Origin of the sequence: Helicobacter sp. 11-8110 (assembly GCF_003288905.1) — a bacterium.
Taxonomy (GTDB): Bacteria; Campylobacterota; Campylobacteria; order Campylobacterales; family Helicobacteraceae; genus Helicobacter_D; species Helicobacter_D colisuis.
This window is the reverse complement of record NZ_NHYL01000003.1, coordinates 48,914-62,555: the sequence shown is the minus strand read 5'-3', so window position 1 is coordinate 62,555 and position 13,642 is coordinate 48,914. Positions and strand designations below refer to the sequence as shown.

Here is a 13,642-nt window from a genome sequence, read left to right as displayed (position 1 = left end):
GTGTTAGAATTACAAGCAAAAATCATTAAATAAAAGTATAAGGGCTTCAAAAAAGGATTTTGGTGAGTTTAAAAACATATAAACCAAATATTATGATATTAGCAACAGGTGGGACAATCGCTGGAGAAGCAAAAAACAAGCTTAGAACAACGGATTATAAATCAGGCAGTTTAAGCGTGGAGTTATTGATTGAAGCAATTCCGCAATTGCAGTGTATAGTTAATATTCAAACTAAACAGATTGCAAACATTGATAGTGCTGATATGACTGATTTGATTTGGCTTAAACTTGCTAAAACTATTAATGTGCTTTTAAAAGATTCTGAGATTGATGGCATTGTTATAACGCACGGAACAGACACAATGGAAGAGACGGCATATTTTTTAAGTCTTGTAATTAAGAGTGATAAGCCGGTGGTTTTAACTGGTGCTATGCGTCCTGCAACTGCAATGAGTGCAGATGGTCCTAGGAATCTTTATAATGCCATTAGTCTTGCAGGAAATAAAAACGCTGAAGCAAAGGGCGTGATGATAGTAATGAATGATAGAATCCATTCTGCAAGGGAAGCTACTAAAATGCATACTTTAAATGTAGAATCTTTTCAATCCCCAAATGGTGGAGAGATGGGTTATATTGTAGATGGCAAGGTCTTTTTTAAGACTATTAATCTTAAATTGCATACCCTGCAAACTCCATTTAACATTGAAAGGCTAGATTCTTTGCCTAAGGTAGATATTGTTTATAGCTATGCTAATGATGGCTCTAGAGTAGCTATTGAAGCATTTTTGAAGGCAGGTGCTAAGGGATTAGTGATTGCAGGAAGTGGTGCTGGGAGTATCCACAAGAATCAAAAAGAATATTTAATAGAGTTATTAAAAGAAAATAAACTACAAGTGGTAAAAAGCTCAAGAGTAGGCTGTGGAATGGTATTGTTAAGCGAAGAAGAAAACACTCAAGGGTTTGTTTCGGCTAATGATCTTAATCCACAAAAAGCAAGGATTCTTTTGATGCTCTCCTTAACACAAACTAATAATCCTAGAAAAATTGCAGAATATTTTGAAAAATTTTAATTCATTCGCTTCATTAGATCCATTAGGCTTACTTTTGGATTCTTCCCTTCCATAATAAGGGCAACTTCCTTAGCAATAGGTGTGTAAATTTCATTTTTTTGGGCTAGTGCATAAATTTCTTTAGAAGTTTGCACCCCTTCAGCAACTTCGCCTAGATTATCCAAAATCTCCTGCAAGTGCTTATTTTGAGCTAATCCAAGACCAACTCTAAAATTCCTTGAAAGTGTGGAGTTGGCTGTTAAAAACAAATCACCTGCTCCTGACAATCCCAAAAAAGTTTCTTCTCTTGCGCCAAAAAATTTTCCAAATCGAGTCATTTCAACAAGCCCTCTAGCTACTAAAGAAGCCCTTGCATTATTACCAAGCCCCATTCCCTCGCAAATTCCACTTGCAATGGCAATCACATTTTTATACGCTCCCCCAATCTCTCCACCTATAATGTCATCATTAGCATAAGGCTTGATAAAATTGGGAAATAAATCTAGCCATTCTTGGGCGCTTTGGAGACTATTAGAATGCACATTAAGCGCACAAGGGAGAGATTGGGAGACTTCTTTGGCAAAGCTAGGTCCAGCAAGGAAGCTTAGCTGCGCTTTGGGATAAAATTTAGAGAAAATATCGCTTACAAACAGCCCATTTGCTATACCTTTGGAAGCTACTAGAATCTTAGATTCTTGAGGGAGGGGAGAATCTTTTAGCCACGATTCTAGAGCTGAGCTACAAATTGCTACGACAAAAAAATCGCTATTTTGTGCTTGTGCTTGAGAGATTTGGTTGGGGGAATTAAGACTTTTTCTTGAAATAATATAAGAATCATTTTTTTCTCCAAAAGCAAAATGTAATGCCTTGCCCCAAGCACCACCGCCAAATACGCTGATTTTAGCCATTTTTTTCCTTCAAGCTTTGAGTTTTAAAAGTATTATTTTAATAAAATTATACTAAAATCCAAAATTTATTATTTTGCAATACAGAGAGTTTTATGTCTTTAGCAAATCTTAGAGAGCGCCTTAATAGCTTGAATCTTTCCCCAACTTTTGGGTTAATTACCAAAGTAGAACAGGGATTCTTATCGGCTAATGGACTTTCTCCTAGTCTTGGCGATATTGTTCGCGTTGTCAGTGAAAACTCAAATACCATAGGAATGGTTACAACTTTAGAGAGTGGTAGTTTTAAAATCACGCCCTTTTCTTTTGTGGAGGGAACAAAGGTTGGTGATAAAGTTTATTTAAATACAAAAGGTTTGCAGATTCCTGTGGGTTTGGAGCTTTTGGGTAGAGTAATTAATCCGCTAGGAGAGCCTATTGATGGCAAGGGAGAGCTTAGAGTTGAAGGGTTAATGCCTATTATTAGACAGCCTATTGCTGCAATGAAGCGTGGAATGATTGATGAGATTTTTAGTGTTGGTGTGAAAAGCATTGATGGACTTTTAACTTGTGGTAAGGGACAAAAGCTAGGAATCTTTGCAGGAAGTGGAGTGGGAAAATCTACGCTAATGGGAATGATTGTGAGAGGCGCACAGGCAAAAATAAAAGTCATTGCCCTAATTGGCGAGAGAGGCAGGGAAGTGCCAGAGTTTGTGGAGAAAAATCTTGGTGGAGATTTGACTAATACTGTTTTGATTGTTGCAACAAGCGATGATTCACCGCTTATGCGAAAATATGGTGCATTTGCTGCAATGAGTGTGGCAGAATACTTCAAAGCCAAAGGCGAAGATGTGCTTTTTATGATGGATTCTGTAACGCGTTTTGCAATGGCGCAAAGAGAAATTGGACTAGCATTAGGCGAACCACCTACAACCAAAGGCTATCCCCCTTCTGTTTTAACGCTTTTGCCACAATTAATGGAGCGCGCTGGAAAAGAAGAAGGCAAGGGTTCTATTACTGCATATTTTACCGTTTTGGTTGAAGGTGATGATATGAGTGATCCTATTGCAGATCAAAGCCGAAGTATTTTAGATGGACATATTGTATTAGATAGAAGCTTGACTGATTTTGGGATTTACCCACCTATTAATATTTTAAATTCTGCTTCAAGGCTTATGAATGATATTGCACAAAAAGAGCATATTTTAGCCGCAAGAAAATTTCGCAGACTATATTCAATTCTAAAAGAAAATGAAGTTTTAATTAGAATTGGCGCTTATCAGGCAGGGAGCGATAAGGAAATGGATGAAGCTATTGCTAAAAAAGTGGATATGGAGGATTATTTGCGACAGAGTTATGATGAGGTTTGGGATTATCAAGAAAGCACAAGACGGCTTATTGAGCTTATGCAATAAAAAAGTTACATTAGTAAAATAAATTTTAAAGATTCTTATATAAGATTTTATTTTTTTTAAGGTATTTATCGTATAATGCCAAGGATAAAAATTATTATTTAAGGAGAAAAATATGGCTGGTTATATTGAATTAACAGAGCAAAATTTTGATGAGACAATCAAAGATGGTGTAGTAATGGTGGATTTTTGGGCACCTTGGTGTGGTCCTTGCAGAATGATTGCCCCAGTAATTGATAAACTTGCAGCAGAATATCAAGGAAAAGCAAAAATATGCAAAGTTAATACAGATGAGCAACAAGAATTAGCAGCAAAATTTGGAATTCGTTCTATTCCTACAATCTTTTTCTATAAAAATGGTGAAAAAGTTGATGAAATGATTGGAGCTGCTACTGAAGCTGGTTTCAAAGACAAGCTTGATAGTTTGCTCTAAATTAAATTTTGGGAGAATCTAAGGGATAATGAAAAAGTGTTGCCCTGGATTCCCCATTGCATTTATTGTAGTTTTTGTAGTTGGTGCATTTTTATACTATTATTATTCTTTTAGTGCGGTTGCTGAGGTTGATTTTAAAAACGATTCCTTTTATGCAACAAACAATCAAAAAATGTTTTTGTTTGAACCAAAAGATAAGGAGTATAGAATATGCTTTTTTAGCTCTTATGTTCCAAAATGGCAAGAAGCCTTGGAGTTAGAGAGCAAAAAAACAAAGCTTACTGTGTTGGCTGTGGATTTGTATCAACAAGGCGAGAGCTATGCTAGTAATGTGATTAATTTAAAGGTTTCAAGCGAAGTAATGTTGAGCCTTGTGCATAAATTTGAACTCAAGGCGATTCCTAGGTGCTTTATTATAAAGCAAGATAAAGAAAACTTAATACTTTATAGACATTTAAAAAGCAGTGGAATCTATAAAATATTAAATTTTAAACAAACTCAAGGAGAATAATTATGTTAGATTTAGCAATTATTGGTGGAGGACCTGCAGGACTTAGCGCTGGATTGTATGCCACTAGAGGTGGATTAAAAAATGTTGTTATGTTTGAAAAGGGAATGCCTGGAGGACAGATTACTTCAAGCAGTGAAATGGAAAATTATCCCGGTGTTTCTGAAGTTAAAAGTGGATTTGATTTTATGATGCCGTGGCAGGAGCAATGCTTTCGTTTTGGCTTGAAACACGAAATGAAGGAAGTTTTGCGTGTTAAAAAAGTGGGAGATCATTTTAGCATTATTTTTAGTGATGGTAGCGAAGAACAAGCAAAAGCGGTTATTGTTGCTACAGGTGGAAGCCCTAAACGATCTGGTGTTAAAGGAGAGGATGTTTTTTGGGGCAAGGGTGTAAGCTCATGTGCTACTTGTGATGGATTTTTTTATAAAGGTAAGGAAGTAGCGGTTTTAGGTGGTGGTGATACTGCCGTAGAAGAGTCAATTTATTTGGCTAAGATTTGCTCTAAAGTTACGCTTATCCACAGACGCGATGCTTTTAGAGCTTCTCCTACAACACTAGAAAGAGCCAAGAACGAACCAAAAATTGAATTTTTAACGCCTTATGGGATTGATGAAATTTGCGGTGATGATTCTGGGGTTACAGGTTTAAAACTCAAAAATCTCCAAGATGGAAGTGAAAAAGAGATTAATATTTCTGGAATCTTTGTATTAATTGGTTATAATGTTAATAATTCTGTGCTTATGCAAGAAGATGGCTCATCATTATGTGAAGTAAATGAATATGGACAAGCTGTTGTTAATCTTAAAATGGAGACAAATATTCCAGGATTGTTTGCTGCAGGAGATTTAAGAGAAGATGCGCCAAAGCAAGTTGTTTGTGCAGCAGCTGATGGTGCTACGGCTGCGCTTGGAGCCATAGAGTATATTGAGCATCATAAATAAAAGGAGCATTTATGCTAAAAATTGGAGTTTTTGGAGCAGGCGGACGCATTGGAAAACTAATAGTAGAACTTGCTAAACAAAGCGAAGTGATTAAGTTAGAAAGCGTGTATGCGCGAAAAGAATTAGATTTTTCCATTGAGCCAGGAACACTCATCACAAGTGATTTGAAAGTTTTTTTGGAGAGTTGTGAAGTGGTGATTGACTTTACAACTCCACAAGGAACAGAACAATTACTAGAAGTTGCTCTAAAACATCCTCGCCCTATTGTAATAGGGACAACTGGTTTGGAATCACACCATGAAAATTTAATAAAAGAAGCAGCCAAAAAAATGCCTATTCTTTATGCGAGTAATATGTCCTTGGGTGTGGCGATGCTCAATAAAGCTATTAAGCTTGTTGCAAGTGCGTTAAGAGATTTTGATATTGAAATTGTTGAAACACATCATCATTTCAAAAAAGATTCTCCAAGTGGAACTGCACTAAGACTTGCAAAATCTTGTGCAGAAGCAAGGAATCTTGATTTGGATAAAGTGCGTATTAGTGGTAGAAATGGAAATATTGGAGAGCGCACAAAAGATGAAATTGGTGTAATGGCGTTGCGTGGTGGGGATGTTGCAGGAATCCATAATATTGGTTTTTATGGCGAGGGAGAATATTTGGAATTCACACACACTGCAACTTCGCGATTAACTTTTGCAAAAGGTGCTATTAAAGCTGCTCTTTGGCTAAAAAATCAACCCAACAATCTTTATGGTATTGAAGATTCTTTGGGTTTATAGGAAGGCAAAGTGGAAGAAAGAAATTGGAATGAAGAATGTGCAGTAGTGGGGGTTTATAACGCTCCTAATGCAGCAAGTATTGCTTATTATTCTCTTTTTTCTATGCAGCATCGTGGTCAAGAGGCTACTGGGATTGCTTCAAGTAATGGAGAAAAGATCACAACTATCAAAGATCACGGATTAGTAACTGATGTTTTTTGCGATGAAACTTTAAAAAAACTAAAAGGCTTCAGTGCAGTAGGACATAATCGTTATGCAACCGCAGGAGCCGATTCGCTAAGTGATGCACAACCTATTTTTGCGCGTTATGATTTGGGAGAAGTTGCTATTGTTCATAATGGGAATCTGACGAATGCGGAAAAGATTCGCAATGATCTTATTAGGGATGGCGCCATTTTTCAAAGTCATATGGATACAGAAAATCTTATTCATTTGATCGCAAAAGCCAAGGAAGAAAATCTAGTAGATCGGATTAAAGAGGCGGTTTTAAAATTAGAGGGGGCTTTTTGCTTCATTATTTTAAGTCGCAAGAAAATGTTTGTTATTCGCGATAGAAATGGTTTTAGACCGCTAAGTTTAGGACAGATACAAAATAACGATGGTAGTGTTGGTTATATTGTGGCAAGCGAAACCTGTGCTTTTGATTTGGTGAATGCTAGATATTTGCGCGATGTGGAACCAGGTGAAATGCTTGTGCTATCTAAAGATGGTATTGAAAGTCATCATATTATGCCTAAGAATCCTTATCCTTGTGTGTTTGAATATGTGTATTTTGCGCGCCCAGATAGCCATGTTTTTGGGCGTTTGGTATATAATATTAGAAAGGCTATGGGCGTAGAACTTGCTAAAGAAAATCCAATTGATGCTGATATTGTGATACCTGTTCCTGATAGTGGCGTGGCAGCTGCGCTTGGATATTCGCAAGAAAGTGGAATCCCTTTTGAATTAGGAATTATTAGGAATCACTATGTGGGGAGAACTTTTATAGAACCAACCCAGCAAATTAGAGAATTAAAAGTTAAGTTAAAATTAAATCCAATTAGAGAATTAATAGAAAACAAACGCATTATTGTGATTGATGATTCGGTTGTTAGAGGGACTACTAGTAAGCAAATTGTTAAAATATTACGCGATTGTGGCGCCAAAGAGATTCATATGAAAATTTCTTCTCCACCAACTATTGCACCTTGTTTTTATGGGGTGGATACGCCAAGTAAAGATGAGCTAATTAGTGCTACAATGAGTAATGAAGAAGTTTGCGAGTTTATTAAAGCCGATTCTCTTTCTTTTCTTTCGCTTGAGGGTCTAAGGCGAAGCATAGGGGTGGAAAATTATCAATTCTGTCAAGCCTGTTTTGATAATAATTATATTGTAAGGTAAGTTTTATGAAGCAAATGTTGACTTTTGGGCGTTATTGCAAACGCCGTTTTGGGCAAAGGGTAAGAAAGATTCCAATTGCTCTTGCTGGATTTACCTGTCCAAATATTGATGGTAGTGTCGCTAGGGGAGGTTGTATTTTTTGTAAAAATGAAAGCTTTTCTCCGACTTTAGAACATGAACCAAAGGTACCTCTAAAGATTAATCCTAGAATGCAGGATAATCCACTATTGCCAATGCAACTCAAACAGCTTCATAGTCAATATCAATGGCAAACCGATTTTCATAAAAATAAGTTTGGTGTTGGGAAATATTTAATCTATTTTCAGTCTTTTACTAACACTTATGCGCCATTTGATACTTTGCAAAAACTTTACATAGAAGCACTTAATTTGCCTAATGTAGTTGGAATGTCTATTGGTACCAGAACTGATAGTGTTAGTTTGGAATTATTAGATTATTTAGCAAATTTGCAAGAGGCAAGAAAGCAAGAGATTTGGATAGAATATGGAATCCAATCTGTTTATGATGAAACTTTGAAATTTATTAATCGCGGACATACCACAGAGGGAATGGAGTATTGGATTAAGGAGACTAAGCAAAGGGGATTAAAGGTTTGTTCTCATATTATCTATGGATTACCTAATGAAAGTAAAGAGATGATGTTAAATAGCCTTAGGCAAGTGTTAGAGTGGGGAAGTGATGGGATTAAAGTTCATCCACTATATATTATTGAAAAGACTATTTTAGCACAAATGCATGCCAAGGGGGAATACAAGCCTATTACACTCAATGAATACATTGAATTAATAGTTGAAACGCTTAAGATGATTCCGCAAAATATAGTCATTCATCGTGTAAGTGCGGGAGTGAGAAATGATACGCTTATTGCGCCTAAGTGGTGTTTTGATAAAAATATCCAAATGCGTGCCATTCGAGATGCGTTAAGAGCAGCAGGAATTGAATACTAAAAGAGGAAAATATGCCTTCATATACTCTAAAACAAAAAGCGAGTTTTGCCAAAGAGGGGTGCGTTTTTGTCTGTGTTGATATTCAAGAAAAACTTTTTGGGGTTATGCAAAACCAAGAAAAACTTCTAAAAAATGCTAATAATCTCTTGAGATGTGTGGAGGCTTTTTGTCAAAATGCTTTGGTTTTGGAGCAGTATCCAAAAGGTTTGGGCAAGGCTATTGTAAGCCATTCTAGTCAAATTATCCAAAAAAATTCTTTTAGTGCTTTTGGGGAGGAGACTTTTTGTCGAGCATTAGAAAAATGCAATGCTCAAACTCTTATTCTCTTTGGCATTGAAAGTCATATTTGTGTGCGAGAAACGGCTTTGGATTCTTTAAAGAGAGATTTTGAAGTGTTTATTATAGAGGATGCTTGCAGTGCCAGAGATGATCATAATCACGCCTTGGCAATGCAAGAGCTAAGAGACTTGGGAGCAAGAATCATAAGCACTGAGAGCGCTCTTTTTTCATTTCTTTTGCATTCTAGGGAAGAAAATTTTAAAACTATTAGCGCACTTGTCAAAGAATAAATTAAAAGGTAAAAATTTTAAGCAAAAAATGCTATACTAAAAATATAAATTTAGCATTACTTTATTTTAATATTACTTTGGAGGGAAAATTGCCCAAACAAAATCAAATTGAAAACGCAACAGAAACCCTTGAAAAGCTACAAGAACCTATCCGCTACAAAGTTATTTTACTTAATGATGATTATACCACTCAGGATTTTGTAATAGAGATTTTGCAGAAAATTTTTCACAAAAATTTTGAAGAATCGCTCAATCTTATGTTGCAAATTCATCATAATGGGCGTGGAATGTGTGGAATCTATCCCTATGATATAGCAGAAACTAAAGCAATGCAGGTTAGAAAAATGGCAAAAGAAAAACAATTTCCTCTAAGAGCCATTTTAGAAAAAATGTAAAGAAATGCGATGATTGAGATTAGCAAAGAATTAAATTATATTTTGCAAGCCGCACAAAGTCGTGCTAAGCATTTAGGGCATGAATACCTTACACTAGAGCATATTTTCCATTCTCTTTTGGATAGTCAAACAATTAAAAAAGCTATTGAAGAATGTGGAGGCAATATTAAAGCGCTCAAATCGCAAATAGAGCGCTATTTAATGCATTTTTTGCAGTCTCACCCTGATGTGAGTGAGTTGCCTATAGAAACTCTAGCTGTTACGCGTGTTATTGAAATTATGGTAAGCCATGTAAAGGGTGCTCAACGCAAAGAAGCTCAAGTTGGAGATTTGTTAGCCGCAATTTTAGAGGAAGACAAAGCATTTTGCACTCAGCTTCTTAAAGCCCAAGGAATCACACGCCTTAATATTTTAGAGTATATTACAGAAAATCAAGATTTACAACAAACTCAAAAGTTTGAAAAAGATGAAAATAAACAAGAGAGCGTATTAGAGAAATATTGCATCAATCTCACACAAGAAGCAAAAGAGGGCAAAATTGATCCAATTATTGGGAGAGACAAAGAGATTGAAAGATGTCTAGAAGTCTTGCTAAGACGCAAAAAGAATAATCCACTCTTAGTAGGTGAGCCAGGAGTTGGGAAAACAGCTATTGCAGAGGGGTTGGCAATTGTTTTAAATCAAGAGAATAATCCACTTTTTGGTAATGAAATTTTTATGCTTAATATGGGGGCGCTTGTTGCAGGAACGAAGTATCGAGGGGATTTTGAAAAGCGGATTAAAGCTTTAGGTGAAGAAGTTTTAGAGCGCAAAAATGTTATTTTATTTATCGATGAGATTCATATGCTTATTGGAGCAGGAGCTACAAATAGCGGCAGTATGGATGCTAGTAATCTCTTAAAGCCTATGCTTGGCAGTGGAAAACTTAGATGTATTGGTGCTAGCACCTATGCAGAATACCGAAATTTTTTAGATAAAGACAAAGCATTTTCAAGGCGATTTGCTAAAATTGATGTGGATGAGCCTAGTCAAGAAGAAGCGGTTTTGATTTTACAGGGTATTAAAAAATACTATGAAAAACACCATAATGTTACCTATCCGCTAGAATCGCTTAAGTTAGCAGTGGAGCTCTCTAGCCGTTATTTGCATGATCGTTTTTTGCCTGATAAGGCAATTGATGTGATTGATGAAGTTGGAGCGGCTTATAAACTAGCTAACAAGAGTGGCAAGGTAAGTCTCTCTAGCATTAAACAAATGGTGGCTAAAATGGCAAAGATTCCCGAGATTGAAGCCACTAAAGATGACAAGAATCTCTTAAGAAACTTAGAAAAATACCTACAAAATAGAATCTTTGGGCAAGATTTGGCTATCAAAGAGATTGTAACAGCGCTCAAGCGAAATAAAGCTGGACTTGGATCGCCTAATAAGCCCATTGGTTCTTTTTTGTTTAGCGGTCCAAGTGGTGTGGGGAAAACAGAGTTGGCTAAGGAAATCGCTAAGGCTTTAGGGATTAATTTTGAACGTATTGATATGAGTGAATATATGGAGAAATATTCAAGCTCTGGACTTATTGGTGCACCTGCTGGTTATGTGGGCTATGATAAGGGAGGGATTCTTACAGAAATGATTAAGAAAAATCCTCATACTTTATTGCTTTTAGATGAGATAGAAAAGGCACACCCTGATGTTTTGAATATTTTCTTGCAAGTGATGGATAATGCCAAGCTAACAGACAATAATGGGGAGAGTGCAGATTTTTCTTCGGTGATTTTGATTATGACTTCTAATGTTGGCTCCAAAGAAGCTCCAACACTTGGTTTTGCACAAGATTCTGCGACAAAATTCAATTCTGCCATTAAGGACAATTTCACACCTGAATTTCGAAATCGTTTGGATGCTATTGTGGCTTTTAATCCTTTAAGTGAAGCAGAAATTCTAAAAATTGTAGAGAAGAATATCAACGATTTAAACGAGCAAATTGTTTCTAAAAATATCCATATTTTGCTAGATAAGAGCGCTAAAGAACAACTTGCTAAACTTGGATATAATCCAGAGCTTGGTGCAAGACCTCTTGGGCTTGTGATTCAAGAGAAAATTAAGAATCCTCTTAGTGATTTAATGCTTTTTGGTAAATTAGAAAAAGGCGGTGAAGTTATTTTTAGCTACAATAAAAAAAGTGATTCTTTTAGCTGTAAAACTAAACAAAATAAACCATTAAACAATAAAGTTAAAATCAAAAGAAGTCGTTGATGAATCAGTTTGAATGGGATTGTGAGCGACATTGTGCTGCCATTTATCGCAGTAGTGGCTATTTGCATCAAGTTTATGAATTAGAAAATTATGAGTGGGAAGATTTCTATAATTTACAAAAAGAAATAGGGCTTTTATGTGCCAATACCGAATCTTTTTTGTTTAAGGGAATGGGTGTGAATGTTTTGCTCTGGGGCGCTAGAGGTTGTGGAAAATCTTCATTAATCAAAGCACTTTTGCCAAAATACGCTAAAGCAGGTTTGAGAATCTTGCAAATTTTTAAACAAGACTTGAAAGTGTTGCCTGAAATTTTAGATTTTTTACGCACCAAAGATTATAAGTTTATTGTTTTTTGTGATGAGTTGAGTTTTGATGAAAATGATCAAGAATATAAGAATCTAAAAACAATTTTAGAAGGTAGTATTGAGAGATTTCCACAAAATATTCGCTTTTATGTAACTTCTAATCGTCGCCATTTAATGCCAGAATTTCATAGTGAGAATGAAATTTTTGGATTTGAGGGAAATGAAGATAAAATTGCTTTGTTTGAGAGATTTCCACTTTGTATTGGATTTTATACACATGGCAATCAAGAATATTTAGAAGTGTTGCAAGGTTATTTTAAAAAGTTGCCTTTAGAGTTGCAAAATCCCGATAATTGGGAAAATATTCGACAAAAAGCTCTTATTTTTGCATCTAAAAGGGGTTCAAAAAATCCAAGAATCGCAACACAATTTTTTAAACTTTACGAAAGTGGTTTGATAGATTTGATTTAAAAAGGAGAGATGATGATAAAAAAATGCCTATTTCCAGCTGCAGGATATGGAACGAGATTTTTACCAGCTACAAAAGCAATACCTAAGGAAATGCTACCCATTGTTAATAAGCCTTTAATACAATATGGCGTAGAAGAGGCTATTGAAGCAGGGGTTGCTAATATGGCAATTGTAACAGGAAGGGGTAAACGCTCTTTGGAAGATCATTTTGATATTAGTTATGAATTAGAACACCAAATACAAGGAACTAATAAAGAGGGCTATTTAAAAGACATTCGTCGCCTTTTAAACACTTGCACTTTTTCTTATACAAGACAAATGGAAATGAAAGGATTAGGGCATGCGATTTTAGTGGGTGAAAATCTTATTGGCAAGGAGCCATTTGGGGTGATTTTAAGCGATGATTTGTGTGATAATGAGGGTGGTGTTGGAGTGCTATCTCAAATGTGTGAAATTTATAAAAAATACAAATGTTCTATTGTTGCCGTCGAAGAAGTAGCAAAAGAAGAGGTAAGTAAATATGGAGTGATTTCTGGTAGAGAAGTGGATGATGGTGTTTTTATGGTGGATAATATGATTGAAAAGCCAAGCATAGAAGAAGCCCCAAGTAATCTAGCTATTATTGGGCGCTATATTTTAACTTCTGATATTTTTGAAATTTTAAAGCACACAAAACCTGGTAAAAATGGTGAAATTCAAATTACAGATGCCTTAATGGAGCAATGCAAAAAGGGAATGGTGCTTGCCTATAAATTTCAGGGTGTGCGCTATGATTGCGGAAGTGTTGATGGATTTGTTAGGGCAACTAATGTGTTTTATGAAAAATATCAAGGCAAATAGTGTATAGCTTTCAATTTTATCTTTTTATTTGGGTGGCATTATTTTTTGCGATGTTGCCTTTTGCTTTACTTACAAGTGCTTTTTTGATTCTAGGTAAGATTCAAGCTTATCTTGAATCACAAAAAAGCAGGGATAATTTGCTAAAAAATATTCAATACCTTATTTCAATTTTGCAAAATAGCCCTAGCAGGGAAGAATTAGATGAGATTTTAGATGCTTTTAGGAAAAACTTTTTAAATTTTGATAGCTTAAAGAAAGAAAGCAAAGATTATAAAGATAGGATGGATTTTATTTCGGCTTTGGCGTGCTGTTCTGCTGTTGATATTGATAGCGTGGCAAGATATAGGGAAGAGTTTGTAAAGGCAAATCCAAATTTTAAAAAAGAAATTGAAACACTCATTAGTGCGGCATTGAAAAATCGAGAAAGTAGCGAGAAAAATAAAAAATAAAGGAAA

The 13,642-nt window shown here is 35.6% G+C and carries 15 protein-coding genes; 14 read left to right on the top strand and 1 reads right to left on the bottom strand.

Annotated elements, in window-relative coordinates:
- Positions 1-62 precede the first annotated feature (62 nt).
- The gene (locus tag CCY98_RS04235; RefSeq protein WP_258438667.1) at positions 63-1,070 is read left to right on the top strand and encodes an asparaginase; all 1,008 of its coding nucleotides are present in this window, start codon (positions 63-65) and stop codon (positions 1,068-1,070) included.
- Here the strand turns inward: CCY98_RS04235 and CCY98_RS04230 are convergent.
- Positions 1,067-1,957: an NAD(P)H-dependent glycerol-3-phosphate dehydrogenase gene (locus tag CCY98_RS04230; RefSeq protein WP_112057346.1), complete on the bottom strand. Its 891-nt coding sequence runs from the start codon at positions 1,955-1,957 to the stop codon at positions 1,067-1,069. The genes CCY98_RS04235 and CCY98_RS04230 overlap by 4 nt on opposite strands.
- A gap of 92 nt (positions 1,958-2,049) precedes the next feature.
- On the opposite strand from CCY98_RS04230, the gene fliI reads away from it, so the two are divergent.
- The 13 genes from fliI (at position 2,050) to CCY98_RS04165 (ending at position 13,636) form a co-directional block, all read left to right on the top strand.
- The gene (gene fliI, locus CCY98_RS04225; protein ID WP_112057345.1) at positions 2,050-3,348 is read left to right on the top strand and encodes a flagellar protein export ATPase FliI; all 1,299 of its coding nucleotides are present in this window, start codon (positions 2,050-2,052) and stop codon (positions 3,346-3,348) included.
- Positions 3,349-3,460: 112 nt separating this feature from the next.
- Positions 3,461-3,778 (top strand): thioredoxin, encoded by a 318-nt coding sequence (trxA, locus tag CCY98_RS04220; protein ID WP_112057344.1) that lies wholly within the window; start codon positions 3,461-3,463, stop codon positions 3,776-3,778.
- Between the two features lie 28 nt (positions 3,779-3,806).
- Positions 3,807-4,289, top strand: coding sequence for a hypothetical protein (locus tag CCY98_RS04215; RefSeq protein WP_112057343.1), 483 nt, complete (start codon positions 3,807-3,809; stop codon positions 4,287-4,289).
- 2 nt (positions 4,290-4,291) lie between these two features.
- On the top strand, positions 4,292-5,230 hold the full coding sequence (gene trxB, locus CCY98_RS04210) for a thioredoxin-disulfide reductase (protein WP_112057342.1): 939 nt from the start codon (positions 4,292-4,294) through the stop codon (positions 5,228-5,230).
- An 11-nt stretch (positions 5,231-5,241) separates the two neighbouring features.
- Complete coding sequence (dapB, locus tag CCY98_RS04205; protein WP_112057341.1) at positions 5,242-6,009, top strand: 4-hydroxy-tetrahydrodipicolinate reductase; 768 nt, start codon at positions 5,242-5,244, stop codon at positions 6,007-6,009.
- A 9-nt stretch (positions 6,010-6,018) separates the two neighbouring features.
- On the top strand, positions 6,019-7,389 hold the full coding sequence (gene purF, locus CCY98_RS04200) for an amidophosphoribosyltransferase (RefSeq protein WP_112057340.1): 1,371 nt from the start codon (positions 6,019-6,021) through the stop codon (positions 7,387-7,389).
- A gap of 5 nt (positions 7,390-7,394) precedes the next feature.
- Positions 7,395-8,357, top strand: coding sequence for a TIGR01212 family radical SAM protein (locus tag CCY98_RS04195; RefSeq protein WP_112057339.1), 963 nt, complete (start codon positions 7,395-7,397; stop codon positions 8,355-8,357).
- Positions 8,358-8,368: 11 nt separating this feature from the next.
- Positions 8,369-8,926 carry an isochorismatase family protein gene (locus CCY98_RS04190; protein WP_112057338.1) on the top strand — a complete coding sequence of 186 codons (558 nt, stop codon included), beginning with the start codon at positions 8,369-8,371 and terminating at the stop codon, positions 8,924-8,926.
- Positions 8,927-9,015: 89 nt separating this feature from the next.
- On the top strand, positions 9,016-9,321 hold the full coding sequence (locus tag CCY98_RS04185) for an ATP-dependent Clp protease adaptor ClpS (RefSeq protein ID WP_112057337.1): 306 nt from the start codon (positions 9,016-9,018) through the stop codon (positions 9,319-9,321).
- 9 nt (positions 9,322-9,330) lie between these two features.
- Positions 9,331-11,571, top strand: a complete 2,241-nt coding sequence (locus tag CCY98_RS04180) for an AAA family ATPase (RefSeq protein WP_112057336.1) — start codon at positions 9,331-9,333, stop codon at positions 11,569-11,571.
- Entirely contained in the window at positions 11,571-12,347 is a 777-nt protein-coding gene (locus tag CCY98_RS04175) for a DUF815 domain-containing protein (protein ID WP_112057335.1), read from the top strand. The genes CCY98_RS04180 and CCY98_RS04175 overlap by 1 nt, the downstream gene beginning before the upstream one ends.
- A 12-nt stretch (positions 12,348-12,359) precedes the next feature.
- On the top strand, positions 12,360-13,187 hold the full coding sequence (galU, locus tag CCY98_RS04170; RefSeq protein ID WP_112057334.1) for a UTP--glucose-1-phosphate uridylyltransferase GalU: 828 nt from the start codon (positions 12,360-12,362) through the stop codon (positions 13,185-13,187).
- Positions 13,187-13,636, top strand: coding sequence for a hypothetical protein (locus CCY98_RS04165; RefSeq protein ID WP_112057333.1), 450 nt, complete (start codon positions 13,187-13,189; stop codon positions 13,634-13,636). The genes galU and CCY98_RS04165 overlap by 1 nt, the downstream gene beginning before the upstream one ends.
- The last annotated feature ends 6 nt before the right edge of the window (positions 13,637-13,642 follow it).

What these genes read in the sequence shown, in the direction of transcription:
- CCY98_RS04230 (WP_112057346.1), bottom strand. Translation starts at nt 1,957, where the DNA reads ATGGCTAAAATCAGCGTATTTGGCGGTGGTGCTTGGGGCAAGGCATTA.
- fliI (WP_112057345.1), top strand. Translation starts at nt 2,050, where the DNA reads ATGTCTTTAGCAAATCTTAGAGAGCGCCTTAATAGCTTGAATCTTTCC.
- trxA (WP_112057344.1), top strand. Translation starts at nt 3,461, where the DNA reads ATGGCTGGTTATATTGAATTAACAGAGCAAAATTTTGATGAGACAATC.
- CCY98_RS04215 (WP_112057343.1), top strand. Translation starts at nt 3,807, where the DNA reads ATGAAAAAGTGTTGCCCTGGATTCCCCATTGCATTTATTGTAGTTTTT.
- trxB (WP_112057342.1), top strand. Translation starts at nt 4,292, where the DNA reads ATGTTAGATTTAGCAATTATTGGTGGAGGACCTGCAGGACTTAGCGCT.
- dapB (WP_112057341.1), top strand. Translation starts at nt 5,242, where the DNA reads ATGCTAAAAATTGGAGTTTTTGGAGCAGGCGGACGCATTGGAAAACTA.
- CCY98_RS04195 (WP_112057339.1), top strand. Translation starts at nt 7,395, where the DNA reads ATGAAGCAAATGTTGACTTTTGGGCGTTATTGCAAACGCCGTTTTGGG.
- CCY98_RS04190 (WP_112057338.1), top strand. Translation starts at nt 8,369, where the DNA reads ATGCCTTCATATACTCTAAAACAAAAAGCGAGTTTTGCCAAAGAGGGG.
- CCY98_RS04180 (WP_112057336.1), top strand. Translation starts at nt 9,331, where the DNA reads ATGATTGAGATTAGCAAAGAATTAAATTATATTTTGCAAGCCGCACAA.
- CCY98_RS04175 (WP_112057335.1), top strand. Translation starts at nt 11,571, where the DNA reads ATGAATCAGTTTGAATGGGATTGTGAGCGACATTGTGCTGCCATTTAT.
- galU (WP_112057334.1), top strand. Translation starts at nt 12,360, where the DNA reads ATGATAAAAAAATGCCTATTTCCAGCTGCAGGATATGGAACGAGATTT.